We start from the raw sequence: 20531 nt of genomic DNA, 5'->3' as shown, positions 1-20531 counted from the left end.
TGCTCGTTCGACATGATCTGCAGACCAGGCCGGGCGAGCTCGGCGCGCATGAGCAGCGCCATCACGCCGCCGATGACGAAGAACGCGAACGACGTCGCCAGGTACAGCGTGCCGATCGTCTTGTGGTCGGTCGTCGTCAGCCACTTGATGACGACGCTGCCGCGGTTCTGGCGCCTGACCGGCAACTCGTCCTCGTAGTGGGACCCTGCTGCCGCGGCACCCTGGGGTTCGTTGAGGATGCTCACAGGTTGTTCGTCTCCCGGTTCTTCTCGTGGCTCGTCTGCGCGATGCCGGCAGGAACGTAACCGTTCTGCTGCTTGTCCACGAGGTCCTTGAGGTGCTGCTCGTAGCGCTCGGGGGAGACGACCTTCACGTTGAACAGCATCCGAGAGTGGTCGACGCCGCAGAGCTCGGCGCACTTGCCGAGGAAGGTGCCCTGCTTGTTGGGGGTCACCTCGAAGGCGTTGGTGTGGCCCGGGATGACGTCCTGCTTCATGAGGAACGGCACCACCCAGAAGGAGTGGATGACGTCACGCGAGGTCAGGACGAAGCGGACCGTCTTGCCCTCCGGGAGCCAGAGCGTCGGGCCCGGGTTGTTGGTCTGCGGGTTCCGCGTACCGGGGGTGCCGCAGTCGTGGACACCGCCGGCGTTGGCCGGGAAGTCCTTCTTGAAGCGGTCCGGGATCGCGTCCAGGTCCTTCGAGGTCTTGGCGTCCCCGGTGGAACCGGCGACCGGCTCGATGTAGTTGAAGCACCAGCTCCACTGGAAGCCGACCACGTTGACCGTGACGTCGGGCTTCTTCTTGAGGCTGAGCAGCTCGGACTCGTCACGGGCGGTGAAGTAGAACAGCACCGAGACGATGATGAGCGGGACCACGGTGTACAGCGCCTCGATGGGCATGTTGTACCGGGTCTGCGGAGGTACCTCGACCTTGGTGCGGCTGCGCCGGTGGAAGAAAGCACTCCACAGGATCAGACCCCACACCAGCACGCCGACGGCGAGCGCAGCCGCCCAGGACCCCTGCCACAGGGAGAGGATCCGCGGAGCCTCTTCCGTGGTCGGGGTGGGCATACCAAGGCGGGGGAAGTCTTCCCAGTTGTACGAGCAACCGGTGGCTGTCGCCAAGACCAGGCCCGCGGTCAGTGCCTGCAGCAGCTTCCGCCGCATCGGGCGCCGCGGCGAGCGGTCGGAGCCGTTGGGACTCACGTAGCGCCTTCCCGAGAGTCTCGCCCGCGCGGATCGGCTGCGGCCTGGCCTTCTCGCTGGTCGGTCGCGGCCCTGCGTCGGGCAGGGGTTTGGATGTTTATGCGGACCAAACCCTAGCCGACGCCCTCCGGGGGTTCTCGGGGAGGGGTGCCTACTCACTCGGGTGGTTCGCTGAATTGGCGGCTGCGGGTGGTTTGCGGCTGTTCGCGCAGTTCCCCGCGCCCCTGAGGTCCGCCGTCGCCCCGGACGTTCTAGCGTTGCGGTGTGGGTTACTTCGACGCTGCTTCCGCCGCTCCGCTCCATCCGATCGCCCGGCAGGCCCTGCTGGCCGCCCTGGACGAGGGGTGGGCGGATCCGGCGCGTCTGTACAGGGAGGGGCGGCGGGCCCGGGTGCTGCTGGACGCGGCGCGGGAGGCCGCCGCCGAGGCGGTGGGGTGCCGACCGGACGAGCTGATCTTCACCTCGTCCGGAACCCGTGCCGTGCACACGGGGATTGCCGGGGCGCTGGCCGGGCGGAGGCGCATCGGACGTCACCTGATCGTGTCAGCGGTCGAACACTCCTCTGTACTGCATTCGGCGGAGCTCCTGGAGGCGGCCGGGGGGAGCGTCACCCAGGTCGCGGTGGACCGCGCCGGGTCGGTGGATCCGGCGGCCTACCGCGACGCCCTGCGCGAGGACACCGCGCTGGCGTGTCTGCAGTCCGCCAACCACGAGGTCGGGACCGAACAGCCCGTCGCGGCGGTGGCCGAGGTGTGCCGGGCGGCCGGAGTGCCGTTGCTGGTGGACGCGGCGCAGTCGCTGGGGTGGGGGCCGGTGGACGGTGACTGGTCGCTGCTCACGGCCAGTGCGCACAAGTGGGGCGGGCCGCCCGGGGTCGGGCTGCTCGCCGTGCGCAAGGGGGTGCGCTTCGCGCCCCAAGGGCCGTCGGACGAGCGCGAGTCGGGCCGGGCGCCCGGTTTCGAGAACATCCCGGCGATCGTGGCGGCGGCCGCGTCGCTGCGGGCCGTGCGCGCGGAGGCGGCCGAGGAGGCCGCGCGCCTGCGGGAACTGACGGACCGGATCCGGGCCCGGGTGCCGCGGCTGGTCCCGGACGTCGAGGTGGTGGGCCATCCGGTGCGCCGGCTGCCCGGGGTCGTCACCTTCTCCTGCCTCTACGTCGACGGTGAGGCGCTCCTGCATGAGCTGGACCGCGAGGACTTCTCCGTTTCGTCCGGGTCGTCCTGCACGAGCAGCACGCTGACGCCCAGCCATGTGCTGCGGGCGATGGGTGTGCTGAGTGAGGGGAATGTGCGGGTCTCGCTGCCGCCGGGAGCGGCCGAGGAGGAGGTGGAGAGGTTCCTGGAGGTGCTTCCCGGGGCGGTGGCGGCGGTGCGGGAGAAGCTGGGGGCGCCGGTTTCGCGGACGGTGGTGCGGGAGGCCGACGTGCTGGTCGTGGACTCCCTGGGCAAGAGGTGCCCGATCCCGGTCATCGAACTCGCCAAGGTCATCGGTGACGTGCCGGTGGGCGGCCTGGTCCGGGTCCTGTCGGACGACGAGGCGGCCCGGCTGGACATCCCGGCGTGGTGCGAGATGCGCGACCAGGAGTACATGGGCGAGGAGCCGGCGGACCGGGGAACGGCGTACGTGATCCGCCGGGCGAGCTGAGTCACGCAGAGGCGCGGGGGATGTGCGACCAGCCCCCACGCACCCGCGGCCGGCGACGGTCAGGCCAGATGCCCCCGGACCTCTTCGGCGGCCTCGTCCCCGTACGCCTTGGTGAACCGCTCCATGAAGTGCCCGCGCCGCAGCTGGTACTCCTGCGTCCCGACCGTCTCGATGACGAGGGTCGCCAGCATGCACCCGACCTGCGCGGCGCGCTCCAGGGAGACGCCCCAGGCCAGGCCGGAGAGGAACCCGGCACGGAAGGCGTCGCCGACGCCGGTGGGGTCGGCCTTGCGCTCCTCGTCCGGCGTGCCGACCTCGATCGGGTCCTCGCCGGCCCGCTCGATGCGCACGCCGCGTGCGCCGAGGGTGGTCACGCGGTGGCCGACCCGGGACAGGATCTCCGCGTCGCTCCAGCCGGTCTTGTTCTCGATGAGGCCCTTCTCGTACTCGTTGGAGAAGAGGTACGTCGCCCCGTCCAGCAGGATGCGGATCTCCTCGCCGTCCATGCGGGCGATCTGCTGGGAGAAGTCGGCGGCGAACGGGATGCTCCGGGAGCGGCACTCCTCGGTGTGGCGGAGCATCGCCTCCGGGTCGTCCGCGCCGATGGAGACCAGGTCGAGACCGCCGACCCGGTCGGCGACGGTCTTCAGCTCGATGAGACGGGCCTCGCTCATGGCGCCGGTGTAGAAGGAGCCGATCTGGTTGTGGTCGGCGTCGGTGGTGCACACGAAGCGGGCGGTGTGCAGCGTGTCGGAGATGCGGACGGAGTCGGTGTCGACGCCGTGCCGCTCCAGCCAGGCCCGGTACTCGTCGAAGTCCGCGCCCGCGGCGCCGACCAGGATCGGCCGGGTGCCGAGCTGTCCCATGCCGAACGCGATGTTCGCGGCGACGCCGCCACGGCGGACGTCGAGCCGGTCGACCAGGAACGACAGCGAGACCGTGTGCAGCTGGTCCGCTACGAGCTGGTCGGCGAAGCGGCCGGGGAAGGTCATGAGGTGGTCGGTGGCGATGGAGCCGGAGACTGCGATGCGCACGGCGTGGACTCTCCTGAGGGAGGCGGACCTTGACGGTTCACGCTACCGGGTGGGCGGGTCGGCTCTGAAGGCAGCGAAACTACCCGATAGTAGATCTTTCTCCGTGAGCTCGACCGTGCATACGGTGCGGCTATGACGAACCTCAAGGTCCACATGCCCGTTCCGGTCGATCTGGAAGGCGACCTGGCGTCGCTGCCGGGGGACGGGGCCCGGATGGCTCCGCACTGGGCGGTCCCCGACCGGGCGGCCTCGCGGCCGGTGTCCCCGGCCCTCATCCACGGCGTGTCGGTTCCCCCGGCGTCGGCACGGCTGCTCGACGCCATGGAGGACTACGGCGACTGAACGGCGCATTCGCGGGAACCGTGTGCTCCCCCGCTGCGTCCCATCGCTGTCCCCCGTAAAGGGGAGGCGGGATACGACCCACCAGCGGGCCCGTAGGTGACGGGCCGGGTCCCATGGGACAGCTGTGCAGCCGAAGGAGCGATGCGGTGAACACCGAGCGACCCGACAACGACGACGTCAGGGAAGCGGACGGCGCCGCCGCCGACGCCCAGAAGGCCGAGAAGCCGGGTACGGCGGACGCCGGACCCTCCGTGCGGCCCGGGGCGTCGGCGACAGCCGAGACGTCACCGGGTCCCACCGAGCGCGACGGGGCTGCCGCCGGTTCTGCCGAGACTGCCGGTTCTGCGGAGACCGCGGGTTCTGCCGAGACACCCGGTTCCGCCGGGGCCGCCGAGAATGCCGGTCCTGCCGGGGCCGCCGGTTCTGCCGAGGCTGCCGAGGCCGCCGGTTCTGCCGAGGCTGCCGAATCCACGGATGCCGAAGATGCGGCGGACACGGCAGAGGTGGCGGACGCGGCGGAGGCCTCAGATGACACGCCGGAGGCCCCCGAGTCCTCCGAGGCCCCGACGGACGGGAAGCGGACCGCCGCAGGGGAGGCGGCTGGGGACGGTGAAACGGCGGCCCGGGTGATCCCGGAACCCGGCACGACGCAGGCACCCCCGCAGACGGCCGTGCCCGAAGCCGGGCAGGGTGGTGGCCGGCCGGTCGCGACGGGCGAGGACCGGCAGGCCGATGCCGAAGCGGCCCCCGGGCGCGAAGCCGCCGGCGTCACGGAGGCGCACTCCGCCTCCGTCTCCACCCCGGCACCCGAGAACGACCTGCCCCGCCCTGACGAGGACCTGGTCGGTCACGGCGGCGGCCGTCCCCGTACGCCCGCGATCATCGCCTCCGTCGCCGCCGCCGTGCTGCTGATCGGCGGGGGCGGGGCCTGGCTCGCCTCCAACGCGTCCGGTGGCACGGGCGGCGGCACGACGTCCGGTGCGCCCGGCGGGGACGGCACTCCCCCGCCGCTCGTGCTCGACGGGTACTCCGAGTCCACGCCGGACGACGGCAACGGCATCGCACCCGGCGAGCCCAACCCCTACGGCGCCACCTATCGCGTCGACGGCCCGCTGCCGAAGGGCCCCGGCACGGCACCGGTGTACCGGGCGCGGGGCGAGGTCACCGCGGCGGACGTGGCCCGGCTGGCGAAGGCCCTCGGGGTGGAGGGATCGCCGGTGGCCCAGGGCGAGGCCTGGAAGATCGGGGGCCAGGACGGGTCCGGGCCGAGCCTCCAGGTGAACAAGCAGGCGCCGGGGTCCTGGACGTTCAGCCGGTACGCCCCGGGCACCGACAACTGCAAGGGCACCGCCACCTGCGCCTCCCCGCAGTCCGGAGGCACACCGGTGAGCGAGGACGTGGCCGAGAAGGCCGCCGAGCCCGTGCTGAAGGCGGTGGGTCAGGACGACGCGAAGCGCGACGCGAGCCAGGTCCTGGGCGCCCAGCGGGTGGTGAACGCCGATCCCGAGGTCGGCGGACTGCCCACGCACGGCTGGACGACAGGGATCACGGTCGGCCCGGACGGCGAGGTCGTCGGGGGCAGCGGTCTGCTGAAGACGCCGGTGAAGGGCGACACCTACCCCGTGGTCAGTGCCGGCAAGGCGCTGGAGCTGATGAACGGGCAGCCGAAGAAGGACCACCGGATGGGCATCGGCGGCTGCGCGAGCCCCGTACCGCTGAAGGACAAACTGGAGCAGCCCTGCGAACAGCAGGCGAGCGGCACTCCCGCGCAGGACACGGTCACGGTCCGGGACGCGGTGTTCGGGCTGGCCGCGCATGTCGTGGACGGACGGCAGGCGCTGGTGCCGTCCTGGCTGTTCGAGGTGACGGCGCCGGGCGCGAAGGACCCGTTCACCGTGACGTACCCGGCGGTGGAGCCCGAGTTCCTGGCCTCACCCGAGCCGACCGGGACGAGTGACCGGCCGACGTCGGCTCCCGGCCCGCGCGAGGTGCAGGTGGACGGCTACCTCGCCGAGGGTGCGGAGCTCACGGTGACGTTCACGGGCGGGGTGTGCGCCGACTACGACGTGAAGGCGAGCGAGAAGGGCGACGAGGTGACGGTATCGGTGACGTCGGTCCCGTGGCCGGACAAGGTCTGCGTCATGATCGCCAAGCAGTTCCAGAAGACGGTGCGGCTGGACGAGCCGCTCGGTGACCGCGCCGTCGTGAACTCCGACGGCAAGGCGGTCCCGCTGGCGAAGGACGGCGCGCGGCTGCCCGTTCCTCCGACGCGGGAGCGGTAGGCGGCAGGCGGCGGTACAGCGCGAAGGCGGCGGCCCCTTGGAGGGGCCGCCGCCTTCGTCGTGTCCGCGGCCGCCGGTGGCGGCTCGGCCGGCTCAGCTGAAGGAGTCGCCGCAGGCGCAGGAGCCCGTCGCGTTCGGGTTGTCGATCGTGAAGCCCTGCTTCTCGATGGTGTCCACGAAGTCGATCGTGGCACCGCCCAGGTACGGGGCGCTCATGCGGTCGGTGACCACCTTCACACCGCCGAAGTCCTTCTCGACGTCGCCGTCGAGAGCGCGCTCGTCGAAGAAGAGCTGGTAACGCAGGCCGGAGCAGCCGCCGGGCTGGACGGCGACCCGCAGCGCGAGGTCCTCGCGGCCTTCCTGGTCGAGCAGCGCCTTGACCTTGGACGCGGCGGCGTCGGTCAGGATGATGCCGTCGGTGACGGTGCTGGTCTCGTCCGATACGGACATCTACATCTCTCCCGGGTTGTACGGAGACTGCTTGCCGACGGTTCCAACCGGCGGGGCCTCGGATTCATTCCGGGGCCGGGCGCTCGATCTCGGCTCCTTTTCATGCTCGCACACGCACCCGGAACCGGAAAACGGCTCTTTCCGGGTGCTGACGGGAATGAACGGCGGCCCACCGGGATTCACGTCACACCGACGCTATGGCCATCGTCAAAGTGACGTGAAGCGGTTATGATAGATAGCGTCAAATCGACGAAAAGTCGCAGAAACAGAAAGGGTGCGTGTCGTGACCACCGCCCAGACCCAGGACCTCGACGTACAGCCGACGCCCCTCGCCCTGCTGCTCCTCGGCCGTGAGGCCGACCCGAGGAGCGAGCGCGGCGTGGAGTGCCCCGGCGACCTGCCCTCGCCGTCCGACCCGGACCTGGTGGAGCGCGCCCGCAAGGCGAAGGAGAAGCTCGGGGACAAGGTCTTCGTGCTCGGCCACCACTACCAGCGCGACGAGGTCATCCAGTTCGCCGATGTGACGGGTGACTCGTTCAAGCTGGCCCGCGACGCGGCCGCCCGCCCCGAGGCCGAGTACATCGTGTTCTGCGGCGTGCACTTCATGGCGGAGTCCGCGGACATCCTGACGTCCGACGACCAGAAGGTCGTGCTGCCCGACCTCGCCGCCGGCTGCTCGATGGCCGACATGGCGACGGCCGAGCAGGTCGCCGAGTGCTGGGACGTGCTGACCGAGGCCGGGATAGCCGAGCAGGTCGTGCCCGTCTCGTACATGAACTCCTCCGCCGACATCAAGGCGTTCACGGGCAAGCACGGCGGCACCATCTGCACCTCCTCCAACGCCAAGCGCGCCCTGGACTGGGCCTTCGAGCAGGGCGAGAAGGTGCTCTTCCTGCCCGACCAGCACCTCGGCCGCAACACCGCGGTGCGGGACATGGGCATGTCCCTGGAGGACTGCGTCCTCTACAACCCGCACAAGCCGAACGGCGGCCTGACCGCCGACGAGCTGCGCGCGGCGAAGATGATCCTGTGGCGCGGCCACTGCTCGGTGCACGGCCGCTTCAGCCTGGACTCGGTGAACGACGTGCGCGAGCGGATCCCCGGCGTGAACGTCCTGGTGCACCCCGAGTGCCGGCACGAGGTCGTGGCCGCGGCCGACTACGTCGGTTCGACGGAGTACATCATCAAGGCCCTGGAGGCCGCGCCGGCCGGTTCCAAGTGGGCCATCGGCACGGAGCTGAACCTGGTCCGCCGCCTGGCGAACCGTTTCGCGCCGGAGGGCAAGGAGATCGTCTTCCTGGACAAGACGGTCTGCTTCTGCTCGACCATGAACCGCATCGACCTGCCGCACCTGGTCTGGGCGCTGGAGTCGCTGGCCGAGGGCAAGCTGGTCAACCGGATCGAGGTCGACAAGGAGACCGAGGCGTTCGCGAAGCTGGCGCTGGAGCGGATGCTGGCGCTGCCGTAACCCGCCCCCTGCCCGTCGTCACCCCGAGCGTGGTTTCCGCTCGGGGTGCGCGGGGTCGAGGCTGAAGACGGTGCCGCCGGGGGTGGTCGCGACCAGGGCGCCTTCCAGGAGCCGCACCCGGGTGGCGCCCCAGTCGGTGGCGTTGCTCTGGGCCCTCGGCTGCGTCTCCCACAGCAGCGTGCCCTTCCTCGCGTCGAGCGCTCCGACGCGGCCGCTGGCACTGGCGAGGTACACGGCCCGGCTCCGCGCGTCGTAGGTCGCCTCGCCCGGCTGTTCCAGGCTGGTGGGGGTCTGCCACAGGGGCTTGCCCGTGCGGGCCGACACGGCGGTGACCCGTCCGCTGGCGGTGGCGAACCACAGGGTGCCCTCCGCCAGTGTCACCTTGCCCTCGTACTCCTCGGCCAGTTTCGTCGTGCTCTGAGCCCCGGTGCCGGGGTCCACCAGCCGGATTGCCGCATACGGCGCGTCCTCCCCCATGAGGATGTTCCCGTCCTCGTCCTGAGTCGGGTCCAGGAACAGGAGCCGGCCGTCGAAGGCGCCGAGCAGCTCGGCCCCGATCGGTACGCTCAGCCGGCGCGCCGGGCCGTCGGCCGGGTGCAGTTCCATGACGAGACCGTCCTCCCCTCCCTCCTCTGGGCCGCATTGCAGGTACAGCCTCCGGGCGGCCTCCGTGATCCCGCAGGCGTGCTTCGCGGGCAGCCGTTCCGTCCAGCGCGCGGCGCCGGTGCGGACCGAGCGGGCCGTCATCGAAGTGCCGTCGCCCTCCGGAACCACGACGATGTCGCCGGAGAAGGCCACCTCCGCCCACTCGTCGTTCACCGCGCGGTCCCAGAGCCGGTCGCCGGTCCCGGTGTCGAACGCGAAGACCCGGGTCGTCCCTTCGCCAGGGGGCTCCTGCCGCACCAGGACGGCGTCGTCCCGGACGCCCAGGATCACGAACCTGGAGAGGTCCTCGCCGGTGACGGACGCCGCCGGGCCGGCACGCCAGACGGTGTCGCCCGTCTTCCCGTCCAGGCGGACGGGGAGGATACCGGCACCCGCGCAGTAGACGGCCCCCTCGTACGTCTGGCACTCCGGCCCGCCCCGCAGCCCGTCGGGCTGCGGCTGCTGCGCCTTGCGCACACCGCGCCCGGCCGTCTCGTACACGGTCGTCTGCCAGGGTTTCCAGCCGGCCGGCGGCGCCGTCCAGCGGGAGTTCGCGGACGGTGATCCGCCCTGCCGGTCCGCGCTCTGCGCCCAGCCGGGGCCGAGCGTCAGATAGGCCGTCAGGCCGAGGACGGCGGCCCCGACGGTGCCCGTCGCGGCGAGCAGCGGGCGGACGCGGCGGCGGAGGCGGACAGGGTCCGGCGGGTCCGTCACGGTCGTGGGGTGGGCGGGCTCCACGGCCGGGAGCCTGTCCGCGCGCAGGGGCATGGTGGCCGGGTCGCCCTCCGCCGGCTCGGGCAGGACGGCCGCCAACTCCCGGGCCAGTTCGTCGAGTCCGGGCCGGTCCGCGGGCTCCTTGGACAGGCAGCGTCCCAGCAGCCCGCGCAGCGGCGCGCCGACGCCGTCCAGCACGGGTTCGTCGTGCACCACCCGGTACGCCGTCAGATAGGGGCTGTCCGCGTCGAAGGGACCGCGCCCGGTGACGGCGTACACCAGCAGTGCCCCGAGTGAGAAGACGTCCGACGCCGGGCCGACCGCGCGGGCGTCGACGAGCTGTTCGGGGGACATGAAGGGCGGGGTGCCGATCATCTGGCCGGTCTCGGTCAGCGTCTGGTGGTTCTCCGCCGCGCGGGAGATGCCGAAGTCGATGACGCGCGGGCCGTCTTCGGCCAGCAGGACGTTGGCCGGCTTCAGGTCCCGGTGCACCACTCCTGCCCGGTGGATGTCGCGCAGGGCCTCCACCAGGCCCAGGGCCAGCCCGCGCAGTTCGGCGTCCGGCAGGGCCCCCCGGTCGCGGATCCGCCGGGCGAGCGAGGGCCCGGGCACGTACTGGGTGGCCATCCAGGGCCGGGCCGCCTCGGGGTCCGCGTCCAGGACCGGTGCCGTGAAGGCTCCGCTGACCTTGCGGACCGCCGCGATCTCCTGCCGGAACCGCGCCCGGAAGACGGCGTCCGCGGCGTACTGGGCGTGCACGACCTTGATGGCCACGTCACGGCCCGAACGCGCCCTGGCCCGGTAAACGACGCCCATGCCCCCGGCCCCGAGCCGGTCGAGCAGCCGGTAGCCGCCGACCGACTTCGGGTCGTCGCTGTGCAGCGGCACGCCCGAATCCCCTTCCCCCGTAGAGTCGTTCGAGGCCACAGGATACGTAACGGGACAAGGCGCCGGCCGGGCACCGGCCGTGGAGGTCCGGTGCCCGGCCGGGTCAAGCCGTCACACGCCCGCGTGCTCCGGCTCCGCCGTGTCCGTCCGCTGGGCCGGGAGGCCCTTCTTCGCCGCGCGCTTGTCCGCCCGTCGCTCCTTGCGGAGCTCGACCATCGCGTACAGCGTCGGGACCAGCAGCAGGGTGAGCAGCGTCGACGTCACCAGACCGCCGATCACGACCACGGCCAGCGGCTGGGCGATGAAGCCGCCCTCGCCGGTGATGCCGAGGGCCATGGGCAGCAGGGCGAAGATCGTCGCCAGGGCCGTCATGAGGATCGGGCGCAGCCGGTGCCGGCCGCCCTCGATCACGGCCTCCACGACGCCGTGGCCCTGCTTGCGGTACTGGTTGATCAGGTCGATCAGCACGATCGCGTTGGTCACCACGATGCCGATCAGCATCAGCATGCCGATCATCGCCGGGACGCCCATCGGGGTGCCGGTGGCGAGCAGCAGGCCGATCGCGCCGGTGGCGGCGAACGGGATGGAGACCAGCAGGATCAGCGGCTGCACCAGGGACTTGAAGGTGCCGACCAGCAGCATGAAGACGATCGCGATGGCCGCGAGCATCGCCAGGCCCAGGTTGGCGAACGCCTCGTCCTGGTCCTCGGAGACACCACCGATGGACGCGGTGGCGCCGTCCGGGAGCTTCAGCGCGCTGATCTTCGACTGGAGCTGGGTGCTGACCGCGCCGGTGTTGTCGCCGGTGGGCTTCGCGGTGATGGTGGCGGCGCGCTGACCGTCGATGCGGGTCATCGAGACCGGGCCGTCGACCAGCTTCACCGTGGCGATGTCGCCGAGCTTCACCTTGCCGCCCAGACGCAGGTCCTGAAGCTGCTTCAGGGTCGTGGCGGGCTTCGCCGAGCGGATGACGACATCGCGCTCGGTGTCGTCCAGGACCGCCTTGGCCGCGGTGGTGCCGCGCACGGCCTGGGCGACGGCGGCGCCGAGGGTCTGGTCGTCGAACCCGGCCGCTGCCGCCTTGTCGTTGGCCTTGACCGAGACGCGCGGCACGCTGGTCGCCAGGTCGCTGGAGACGTCCGTGACGTCGTCGAGGGAGGCGACCGCCTTGCGGACCTGCTCGGACGCCGTGCGCAGCACACCGGCGTCGGCGGCCTTCACCACGACGCTCAGGTCCTGGGCGCCGAAGCCGTCCCCGGCGGTGAGGGTGGTGGTGCCGATGCCCTTCAGGCCGGCGAGACCCTTCTCGATGCGGTCCTGGACGTCCTCGTAGGACGCCGAGTCCTCCAGCATCACCTGGTACGAGGCCTGGTTGCTGTCCGTGCCGCCGCCGAAGGCGGCCATGAAGCCGGACGAGCCGACGGTGACCTGGTAGTCCTTCACGCCTTCGATGCCGGCGAGCAGCTTCTCGACCTTCTTCGCCTGAGCGTCGGTCGCGGCCAGGCTGGTGCCGGGCTTCAGCTCCTGCTTGACGGTGAGGACCTCCTGCTCGCCCTGGTCGAAGAAGTTCGTCTTCAGCAGCGGGGCCATGCCGAACGTGCCGACCAGGACGACGACGGCGATGGCCACGCTGGTGAGGCGGCGGCGGGTCGCGAAGCGCAGGACCGGGACGTAGACGCGCTGGAGGCGGCTCCTGGCCTCCTTCTCCTCCGCGATCCGGCGGGCCTCGTCCGCGTCCTCGGGGGTGCCCTTCGGGGGCCGCAGGAACCAGTACGACAGCACCGGCACGACCGTCAGGGAGACGAGCAGGGACGCCAGCAGGGCGGCCGTCACGGTGAGGCTGAACGAGCCGAACAGCTCACCCACCATGCCGCCGACCAGGCCGATCGGCAGGAACACCGCGACCGTGGTGAGCGTCGAGGAGGTCACCGCGCCGGCGACCTCGCGGACGGCGGTGAGGATGGCCGAGTGGCGCTCCTCGCCGTAGCCGAGGTGGCGCTTGATGTTCTCCAGGACCACGATCGAGTCGTCGACGACCCGGCCGATGGCGATGGTCAGGGCGCCCAGCGTCAGGACGTTCAGCGACAGGTCGCGTGTCCACAGCACGATCAGGGCGAGGACCACGGACAGCGGGATGGACACCGCGGTCACGAGGGTCGAGCGGATCGACGCCAGGAAGACGAGGATCACCAGGACGGCGAAGAGCAGGCCGAGCGCGCCCTCGGTGGTCAGGCCCTTGATGGACTTCGACACGGCCGGGCCCTGGTCGCTGACGACCGTGAGCGTCGCGCCGGAGCCGAGGTCCTCGCGCAGCTCGGGGAGCTTGTCCTGGACGGCGTCGGAGATGGCGACGGCACTGCCGTCGCGGTCCATGGTCACGGCGACGGCGAGGCTGGGCCTGCCGTCGGTGCGCGTGATGGAGTCGGCCGGGGCCTCCTGCTGCTTCACCGTGGCGACGTCGCCGAGCCGCACCGGCTTGCCCTTGCCGGGCTCGCCCGTGACCCTCAGGTCCCGGATCTGCTCGACCGAGGTGAAGCCGCCGCCGACCTGGACCGTGCGGTTGGCGCCGGCCTCGTCGAAGGACCCGGCCGGGACGGTCGCGCCGCCCGCCCTCAGGGCCTCGCCGAGGGACTGCGCGGTCAGACCGGCCCCGGCCAGCTTCGCGTCGTCGGGTGTGACGGTGACCTGGACGTCCCGCACGCCGTCGACGGTGACCTGACCGACGCCGTCGATGCCCTTCAGGTCCGGTACGACGGTCTTGTCGATCTGGTCGGCCAGGGCCTGCTGGTCCCGGCCGGAGGTGACGGCGAGCACGACGGTCGGGATGTCGTCCGTGGAACCGGCGACGACCTGCGGGTCGACGTCGTCCGGCAGCTGGACACGGGCCCGGTTGACGGCCTGCTGGACGTCGGCGACCAGCTGTTCGGTGCCGCTGCCGTAGTCGAAGGACGCCATGATCACGGCGTTGCCCTCGCTGGCGGTGGAGGTGACGCCGCTGATGCCGTCGACGGCTTCGAGGCTGTCCTCGATGGGTTCGACGACCTGCTTCTCGACCACGTCCGGGGACGCGCCCTGGTACGGCGCCAGCACGGACACCATGGGCAGTTCGATGGTGGGCAGCAACTGCTGCTTGAGCTGGGGTATCGCGATCGCCCCGAAGACGAGCGCGATGATCGACATCAGCCCGATCAAGGCCCGTTGCGCGAGGCTGAACCTGGACAGCCAGGACATGGGTGAGGATCTCTCTTCTGTTGAGCGGCAGAAGCGGCAGCGAACGCACGGACGAGCGCCCGCCCCTACACCCTGGGCCATGGGGGGAGGGGGTTCCGTAGGCCCCAGGTCCACATGTTCCCGCGGCGTGTACTCCGGCCGCAGTACACCCGGGCCGGGCTACTCCACCCTTGGACGGACCAGGCCGGACTCGTACGCGGTGACCACGAGCTGGGCGCGGTCCCGGGCGCCCAGCTTGGCCATGGCCCGGTTGACGTGCGTCTTCACCGTCAGCGGGCTGACTTCGAGACGCTCGGCGATCTCGTCGTTGGAGTGCCCGCCCGCGACCTGGACGAGCACCTCGCGCTCCCGGACGGTGAGCGAGTCGAGCCGTTCACCGCGGGCCGGGTCGCGGTCGCCGTCGGCCGGATCGTCCGTGGCGAGGAACCGGGCGATCAGGCCCGTGGTGGCCGCCGGGGAGAGCAGGGCCTGGCCACCGGCCGCGATGCGGATGGCGTTCAGCAGCTCCTCGGGCTCGGATCCCTTGCCGAGGAAGCCGGAGGCACCGGCGCGCAGCGACTGCACGACGTAGTCGTCGACCTCGAACGTCGTCAGGATGACGACCCGGACGTCGGCGAGCTCGGGGTCGGCGCTGATCATGCGGGTCGCGGCCAGACCGTCGGTACCGGGCATGCGGATGTCCATGAGCACGACGTCGGGGCGTTGCTCCGTGGCCAGGCGGACCGCTTCCGCGCCGTCGGAGGCCTCGCCGACCACCTCCATGTCGGGCTCGGAGTCGACGAGCACACGAAAGGCGCTGCGCAGGAGCGCCTGGTCGTCGGCGAGCAGGACACGGATGGTCATACGGGGTCCTCCCCGGTGGGTGTGCGGTTCTTGACCGGCAGGATGGCATGGACGCGGAAGCCGCCGCCGTAGCGGGGACCGGTGGTGAGGGTGCCGCGCAGGGCGGTGACGCGCTCGCGCATGCCGAGCAGTCCGTGGCCGCCGCCGTCGCCGTCCTCGGTCTCGTTCTCGCCGCTGCCGTCGTCGAGCACGGTGATCTCGATGTTCGGCCCGACCCGGACGACGCTGACCTCCGCCCTGGCGTGCGGCCCGGCGTGCTTCTGCACGTTGGTGAGGGCCTCCTGGATGATCCGGTAGGCGGCGAGGTCGACGGCGGCGGGGAGGGCGGTGCCCTGGTCGGCGCGGGCGACCTCGATGTGCAGGCCCGCGCTGCGGAAGGTGCCGGTGAGTTCGTCGAGGCGGTCCAGCCCCGGGGCGGGTTCGGTGGGGGCCTCGGGGTCGCCGGACTGCCGGAGCAGGCCGACGGTGGCACGGAGTTCGTTGAGCGCGGAGCGGCTGGCCTCGCGGACGTGCCCGAGGGCCTCCTTGGCCTGGTCGGGCCGCTTGTCCATGACATGCGCGGCGACCCCGGCCTGGACGTTGACCAGGGCGATGTGGTGGGCGACGACGTCGTGCAGGTCCCGGGCGATGCGCAGGCGTTCCTCGGCTACCCGCCGGCGGGCCTCCTCCTCCCGGGTGCGCTCGGCGCGTTCGGCGCGCTCCCGGATGGCCTGGACGAAGGCGCGGCGGCTGCGCACGGCGTCGCCCGCGGTGGCGCCGATGCCGGTCCAGGCGAAGATGCCGAGGTTCTCCTGGGCGTACCAGGGCAGCGGTCCGGCGGCCATGGCGGCGCCTGTCAGCACGGTCATGGTGAGCAGACCGACCCGCCAGGTGGTGGGGCGGTCGGTGGTGGAGGCGACGGTGTAGAGGGCGATCACGGCGGACATGGCGACGGGGGTGCGGGGATCGCCGGTGACGGACTCGACGACCGACAGGGTGCCGGTGAGGGCGAGGACCGTCATGGGGGCGCGGCGGCGGAAGACCAGGGCCACGGCGCCGAGGGTCATGAGGAGCAGGCTGAGTGGGTCGGGGGTGCGCAGGGCCCAGCTGACGCTGTCGCGGTGCCGTGGTTCCACGAACGAACCGGCGACCATGCAGAGGAGGACGGCCGCGGCCAGGACGGCGTCCATGGCCAGGGGATGCGCCTTGGCCCGGCATCGGGCCCGCGCGAGGGTGCTCACGGGGGTTCACGGTAGCCGGGCCGGGGGCTGTGCCCCCAGCCCCCTGCCGGTCCGCCCATGGGTGCCCGCGCTCAGCCGGGGATCAGACCGTCGTCGCTCAGGAGCTCCCTGACCTCCTCCAGCGTCGCGTCCGGGGAGGGCAGGATCAGGTCCGACGGCTCCAGGGAGTCGTCGGGGACCGTTTCGCCCAGGTCGCGGACCCGGGCCAGGAGGGCCTGGAGGGTGCGGCGGAAACCGGGGCCGTCGCCCTTCTCCATCTCCGCCAGGAGTTCGTCGTCCAGCTCGTCTAGCTCGGCGAGGTGGCCGTCGGCCAGCACCACCTGGCCCTCCCCCATGATCCGTACGATCATGTCGCCCTCCTAGGCGTGGACCCCTACTGCTTGTCGAAGCGCGGTGTGTCCTGCGGCTGCTGCGCGGACTGCTGCTGGCTCGTGCCACCTTCGATGGCCTGCTGCCCACCACTGGGGCCGCCGGCCAGCTCGGCCTTCATCCGCTGCAGTTCCAGCTCTACATCCGTACCACCGGAGAGCCGGTCCAGCTCGGCCTGGATGTCGTCCTTGTGCATGCCGGAGGGGTCGTCGAGGGCGCCGGAGGCGAGCAGTTCGTCGATCGCGCCGGCGCGTGCCTGGAGCTGGGCCGTCTTGTCCTCGGCACGCTGAATGGCCAGGCCTACGTCGCCCATCTCCTCGGAGATGCCGGAGAAGGCCTCGCCGATCCGGGTCTGCGCCTGGGCCGCGGTGTACGTCGCCTTGATCGTCTCCTTCTTGGTGCGGAAGGCGTCGACCTTGGCCTGGAGCCGCTGGGCCGCGAGGGTGAGCTTCTCCTCCTCGCCCTGGAGCGTCGCGTGCTGGGTCTCCAGGTCCGTCACCTGCTGCTGGAGCGCCGCCCTGCGGGAGAGCGCCTCGCGGGCCAGGTCCTCACGGCCCAGAGCGAGCGCTTTGCGGCCCTGGTCCTCCAGCTTGCCCGACTGCGACTGCAACTGGTTCAGCTGCAGCTCCAGGCGCTTGCGGCTGGTCGCCACGTCGGCGACGCCGCGCCGGACCTTCTGGAGCAGCTCCAGCTGCTTCTGGTACGAGTAATCGAGGGTCTCGCGCGGGTCCTCGGCCCGGTCAAGGGCCTTGTTCGCCTTCGCGCGGAAGATCATCCCCATACGCTTCATGACACCGCTCATGGGCTTCGCGCGCCCCCTTCTGACCGACTCCGGCAGCTGCTCCTGCGACAGAACCCACAGTACGGGCCCTGCATCCATTACCGCACTGTTCGGGGACGGATGCGCTCATCCCCAAGGACGACTGCGTGCGCTCCCGCTCCGGCGTAGGGAGTAGGTGGTCCCCGGGGTCACCGGAGCCGTGCATCCCGGGAAACATCCGGAGGCGTACGCAACGTCCCCTCTGTCCCCTTACTGACGACTGGTGTTGCCGGATCGTTCCCCACGGGAGTGGGGTCCATGCCCAAAAGCCCTTACCCTTGGGTTTTGTGTTCCGTAGTCGTGCGAAGGATGAGAAGGCCCAGGCCGCCGACAAGGCGCCGGTGAACTTCTCCAAGCAGCCCCGCGACCCGCAGGCCCCCAAGGGTCGCCCCACGCCCAAGCGCAGCCAGGCGCAGAGCCAGCGGCGCAGCGTGGCCAACACGTCGATGACGCGCAAGGAGGCCGCCAAGCGCCAGCGCGAGGAGCGCCGTGCCGCGCTCGAGCGGCAGCGTCAGGCGCTGGCGAGCGGCGACGAACGGTACCTCCCCGCGCGTGACAAGGGGCCGATCCGCCGGCTCGCGCGCGACTTCATCGACTCGCGCTTCAACATCGCGGAGTTCTTCCTGCCGATGGCCGTGGTCATCCTCGTGCTGAGCATGGTGCGGGTGGCCGCGCTGCAGAACATCGCGCTGCTGCTGTGGCTCGTGGTGATCGTGCTGATCGTGCTCGACTCGTTCGTCACGGCCTTCCGCCTGAAGAAGCAGCTGAACGAGCGCTTCCCGGGTGAGAACAAGCGCGGTGCCATCGCCTACGCCCTGATGCGCTCTCTCCAGATGCGCCGGCTCCGGCTGCCGAAGCCGCAGGTCAAGCGTGGAGAGCGGCCCTGACCACGACGCCGTTCTCCGGGGGTGCGGCGGATGCCTGGCTGGACAGGCTGGGCGGGCTGCGCGATGTCGTCCGGCAGGAGTTGGTGGCCCGCCAGCTGGACGAGCAGATAGTCGGCCGGTTCCCGGTCGGACAGCGCCTGCGGGTGCTCGACGTGGGGATGGGCCAGGGCACGCAGGCGCTGCGGCTGGCCCGGGCCGGGCACCAGGTGACCGGTCTGGAGCAGGACTCGACGATGATCGCCGCGGCCCGGGAGACCCTCGCCGGGGAGCCGGAGGGCATCCGGGAGCGGATGCGCATCATCGAGGGCGACGGCCGGGACACCGGTGTGCACTTCCTGCCCGGCAGCTTCGACGTGGTGCTGTGCCACGGCGTCCTGATGTACGTCGAGGAGCCGGACCCGCTGCTGGCGGGTCTCGCCCGGATGCTCGCGCCGGGAGGGCTGCTGTCCCTGCTCGTGCGCAACGGGGACGCCCTGGCGTTCCGGCCGGGCCTGTCCGGTGACTGGCCCGGGGCGCTGACCGCCTTCGACACGGTCGCCTACCGCAACCGCCTGGGGCTCGACGTACGAGCCGACCGGCTGAAGGACCTGACGTCGACGCTGGCGGGGATCGGGGCGCCGCTGCACGCCTGGTACGGGGTACGGGTGTTCACCGACACGGCGGCGGACGGCGCGCGGATCCCGGCGGACGTTCAGACGCTGCTCGCGGTGGAGGAGAAGGCCGGGCGGACGGATCCGTACCGCGGGGTGGCCGCGCTGCTGCACCTGTGCGGTGTGCGCGGCTGACGCGCGCGAGAAACGGGAAGGGGGCGGGCGGGAGCCGTCCGGCCCCCGCCCGCCCCCGGGCTCACGCCTCGGCGGCGTGCAGGCTCATCGGCCCGTAGATCTCCGTGGCGTCCTCGAACAGCCGCACCTGGTCGGCACCACCCTCGTGGAGGGCCTTCCAGTGCTCCCCGATCCAGGACTCGGCGTCCCCCTGGGTGGGGAACTCCTCCGGCGGCACCGCGGGCTGGACCTCCGTCCCGTCGGTCTTCTCGAACCTCCACGTCCATGCCGCCATGTACGCCTCCCATGTGTGAGCACACTGCACAGCGAAAGCCGGATCGTGGTCCGGCTCCCGTCCAAGAGCCTATGCGTTCCCCCGGGTTCGGCGTTATAGGCCCCGCGGGGTGCGGGCGATCGCTCGCGCGCGGGCCGCGGCGGGCCGGGGCGCGCGGTTTTCCCGCGCCCCTTCGGGGCGTCTGAGCAACGCATGTCCCATGCTCACGGGTGAGAATCGGGGCGTGGAACTCACTCTGCTCGGCACCGGTGCCCCGGCGGGACTCCCCCGCCCCGACTGTCCCTGCGCGGCCTGCGCGGCCGCCCTCGGTCCGGACGCGCGGGCGGCCACCGCGCTGCTCCTGGACGGGGCCGTGCTGCTCGATCTGACGCCGGGCGCGGCGTTCGCGGCGGCGCGGGCGGGCCGGTCCCTGACCGGTGTCCGTCAGGTGCTGCTGTCGCATCCGCACGACGGGCCGCCGGTCGAGGTGCCCGCGGGGCTGCCGCAGCCCGGGCGGGTGCCGGACGGGCGGGAGTTGACGCTGCTGACGGGGCACCGGGTGCGGGCGGTGGCGCTGGACGCTCCGGGCACGGGCTACGCGGTGACCGGGCCGGAGGGGCAGCGGCTGCTGTATCTGCCGCCGGGCGGGGCCCCGGCGGGTCTCGAGGAACCGGCCGAGTCGTACGACATGGTGCTCGCGGACGTCGTGGGGCGGCCGGACGCGCTGGCGAAGCTGCGGGCGGTAGGGGCGGTCGGGCCGACGACCGATGTGGTCGCCGTCCATCTGGACCACGACGTGCCGCCCGGCCGTGAGCTCGGGCGGCGGCTCGCGGCGGCCGGGGCGCGGGCCGTGCCGGACGGGGTGACGCTGGTCGTGGGGGCGTACGAGGACGTGCCGGACGTGCCGCGGCGGACGTTGGTGCTGGGCGGGGCGCGGTCGGGCAAGTCGGTGGAGGCCGAGCGCAGGCTGGAGGCCTTCCCTGACGTGCTGTACGTGGCGACGGGCGGCTCGCGCAACGGGGACACGGAGTGGTCCGCGCGGGTGGCGGCGCACCGGGTCCGGCGGCCGGGGTCGTGGCAGACGGTCGAGACCTGCGATCTGGTGCCGCTGCTGGAGGCGGAGGGGCCGCCGTTGCTGATCGACTGTCTGTCGCTGTGGCTGACCGACGCGATGGACTCCGCCGGGGCGTGGGACGACGCGGTGTGGGCGGAGCGGGGGGAGAAGGTGCTGCGGGAGCGGGTGCGCGAGCTCACGGAGGCGGTGCGGGCCACCCGGCGGACGGTGGTCGCCGTGTCGAACGAGGTGGGGTCGGGGATCGTGCCGTCGACGGCGTCGGGGCGGCGCTACCGCGATGAGCTCGGGCGGCTGAACGCGGGGTTCGCGGACGAGTGCGAGCACGTCCTGCTGGTGGTGGCGGGGCAGGCCGTGCCGCTGCGGGGCTGACAGCG

At 71.9% G+C, this 20531-nt stretch carries 17 protein-coding genes and 1 pseudogene; 7 read left to right on the top strand and 11 right to left on the bottom strand.

The window, feature by feature from the left end; translation table 11 throughout:
• Positions 1-245, bottom strand: a pseudogene (locus tag AC0665_RS09275) (aa3-type cytochrome oxidase subunit I); the annotation flags it as partial.
• The gene (gene ctaC / locus AC0665_RS09270) at positions 242-1207 is read right to left on the bottom strand and encodes an aa3-type cytochrome oxidase subunit II (protein ID WP_363120869.1); all 966 of its coding nucleotides are present in this window, start codon (positions 1205-1207) and stop codon (positions 242-244) included. The pseudogene AC0665_RS09275 and the gene ctaC, both read right to left, overlap by 4 nt.
• Before the next feature lie 264 nt (positions 1208-1471).
• On the opposite strand from ctaC, the gene AC0665_RS09265 reads away from it, so the two are divergent.
• Positions 1472-2851, top strand: a complete 1380-nt coding sequence (locus AC0665_RS09265) for an aminotransferase class V-fold PLP-dependent enzyme (protein ID WP_478704706.1) — start codon at positions 1472-1474, stop codon at positions 2849-2851.
• Positions 2852-2910: 59 nt separating this feature from the next.
• On the opposite strand, the gene AC0665_RS09260 is transcribed toward AC0665_RS09265, so the two are convergent.
• On the bottom strand, positions 2911-3885 hold the full coding sequence (locus AC0665_RS09260; protein WP_478602777.1) for a carbohydrate kinase family protein: 975 nt from the start codon (positions 3883-3885) through the stop codon (positions 2911-2913).
• 132 nt (positions 3886-4017) lie between these two features.
• Here AC0665_RS09260 and AC0665_RS09255 point away from each other — a divergent pair, with 132 nt between their 5' ends.
• Positions 4018-4227: a hypothetical protein gene (locus AC0665_RS09255; protein ID WP_363120866.1), complete on the top strand. Its 210-nt coding sequence runs from the start codon at positions 4018-4020 to the stop codon at positions 4225-4227.
• Positions 4228-4373: 146 nt separating this feature from the next.
• A complete protein-coding gene (locus AC0665_RS09250; protein ID WP_478704705.1) occupies positions 4374-6509 on the top strand; it encodes a hypothetical protein in 2136 nt (711 codons plus the stop codon).
• A 93-nt stretch (positions 6510-6602) separates the two neighbouring features.
• Here AC0665_RS09250 and AC0665_RS09245 read toward each other — a convergent pair whose 3' ends face one another.
• A complete protein-coding gene (locus AC0665_RS09245; RefSeq protein WP_031109243.1) occupies positions 6603-6959 on the bottom strand; it encodes a HesB/IscA family protein in 357 nt (118 codons plus the stop codon).
• Positions 6960-7242: 283 nt separating this feature from the next.
• On the opposite strand from AC0665_RS09245, the gene nadA reads away from it, so the two are divergent.
• Positions 7243-8427 (top strand): quinolinate synthase NadA, encoded by a 1185-nt coding sequence (nadA, locus tag AC0665_RS09240; RefSeq protein ID WP_468413681.1) that lies wholly within the window; start codon positions 7243-7245, stop codon positions 8425-8427.
• Between the two features lie 18 nt (positions 8428-8445).
• Here nadA and AC0665_RS09235 read toward each other — a convergent pair whose 3' ends face one another.
• The 6 genes from AC0665_RS09235 to AC0665_RS09210 all read right to left on the bottom strand — a co-directional run bounded on the left by AC0665_RS09235 (position 8446) and on the right by AC0665_RS09210 (position 17127).
• Entirely contained in the window at positions 8446-10674 is a 2229-nt protein-coding gene (locus AC0665_RS09235) for a protein kinase domain-containing protein (protein ID WP_478704704.1), read from the bottom strand.
• A 111-nt stretch (positions 10675-10785) separates the two neighbouring features.
• Positions 10786-13905: an efflux RND transporter permease subunit gene (locus tag AC0665_RS09230; RefSeq protein ID WP_478704703.1), complete on the bottom strand. Its 3120-nt coding sequence runs from the start codon at positions 13903-13905 to the stop codon at positions 10786-10788.
• A gap of 159 nt (positions 13906-14064) precedes the next feature.
• Positions 14065-14748: a response regulator gene (locus AC0665_RS09225; RefSeq protein ID WP_478602769.1), complete on the bottom strand. Its 684-nt coding sequence runs from the start codon at positions 14746-14748 to the stop codon at positions 14065-14067.
• Complete coding sequence (locus AC0665_RS09220; RefSeq protein WP_478602767.1) at positions 14745-15968, bottom strand: sensor histidine kinase; 1224 nt, start codon at positions 15966-15968, stop codon at positions 14745-14747. Before AC0665_RS09220 ends, AC0665_RS09225 begins: the two co-directional genes overlap by 4 nt.
• 71 nt (positions 15969-16039) lie before the next feature.
• Positions 16040-16318 carry a PspA-associated protein PspAA gene (pspAA, locus tag AC0665_RS09215; protein ID WP_468413672.1) on the bottom strand — a complete coding sequence of 93 codons (279 nt, stop codon included), beginning with the start codon at positions 16316-16318 and terminating at the stop codon, positions 16040-16042.
• 23 nt (positions 16319-16341) lie between these two features.
• Positions 16342-17127, bottom strand: a complete 786-nt coding sequence (locus AC0665_RS09210; RefSeq protein ID WP_363120859.1) for a PspA/IM30 family protein — start codon at positions 17125-17127, stop codon at positions 16342-16344.
• A gap of 317 nt (positions 17128-17444) precedes the next feature.
• On the opposite strand from AC0665_RS09210, the gene AC0665_RS09205 reads away from it, so the two are divergent.
• Both AC0665_RS09205 and AC0665_RS09200 read left to right on the top strand, forming a co-directional pair.
• Complete coding sequence (locus tag AC0665_RS09205) at positions 17445-18044, top strand: DUF3043 domain-containing protein (protein ID WP_366053168.1); 600 nt, start codon at positions 17445-17447, stop codon at positions 18042-18044.
• Between the two features lie 83 nt (positions 18045-18127).
• Entirely contained in the window at positions 18128-18829 is a 702-nt protein-coding gene (locus AC0665_RS09200; protein WP_468413668.1) for a class I SAM-dependent methyltransferase, read from the top strand.
• 61 nt (positions 18830-18890) lie between these two features.
• Here the strand turns inward: AC0665_RS09200 and AC0665_RS09195 are convergent, their stop codons facing one another.
• Positions 18891-19103 (bottom strand): hypothetical protein, encoded by a 213-nt coding sequence (locus AC0665_RS09195; RefSeq protein WP_468413666.1) that lies wholly within the window; start codon positions 19101-19103, stop codon positions 18891-18893.
• Between the two features lie 223 nt (positions 19104-19326).
• Here AC0665_RS09195 and AC0665_RS09190 point away from each other — a divergent pair, with 223 nt between their 5' ends.
• Complete coding sequence (locus AC0665_RS09190) at positions 19327-20526, top strand: bifunctional adenosylcobinamide kinase/adenosylcobinamide-phosphate guanylyltransferase (RefSeq protein WP_468413665.1); 1200 nt, start codon at positions 19327-19329, stop codon at positions 20524-20526.
• The last annotated feature ends 5 nt before the right edge of the window (positions 20527-20531 follow it).

This window comes from Streptomyces sp. NPDC043685, assembly GCF_056436585.1.
This window is presented reverse-complemented; position numbering and strand designations above follow the sequence as displayed.

Coding starts and splice junctions, on each gene's coding strand:
- AC0665_RS09255 (WP_363120866.1), top strand. CDS start 4,018: ATGACGAACCTCAAGGTCCACATGCCCGTTCCGGTCGATCTGGAAGGC.
- pspAA (WP_468413672.1), bottom strand. CDS start 16,318: ATGATCGTACGGATCATGGGGGAGGGCCAGGTGGTGCTGGCCGACGGC.
- AC0665_RS09245 (WP_031109243.1), bottom strand. CDS start 6,959: ATGTCCGTATCGGACGAGACCAGCACCGTCACCGACGGCATCATCCTG.
- AC0665_RS09230 (WP_478704703.1), bottom strand. CDS start 13,905: ATGTCCTGGCTGTCCAGGTTCAGCCTCGCGCAACGGGCCTTGATCGGG.
- AC0665_RS09195 (WP_468413666.1), bottom strand. CDS start 19,103: ATGGCGGCATGGACGTGGAGGTTCGAGAAGACCGACGGGACGGAGGTC.
- AC0665_RS09225 (WP_478602769.1), bottom strand. CDS start 14,748: ATGACCATCCGTGTCCTGCTCGCCGACGACCAGGCGCTCCTGCGCAGC.
- AC0665_RS09210 (WP_363120859.1), bottom strand. CDS start 17,127: ATGAAGCGTATGGGGATGATCTTCCGCGCGAAGGCGAACAAGGCCCTT.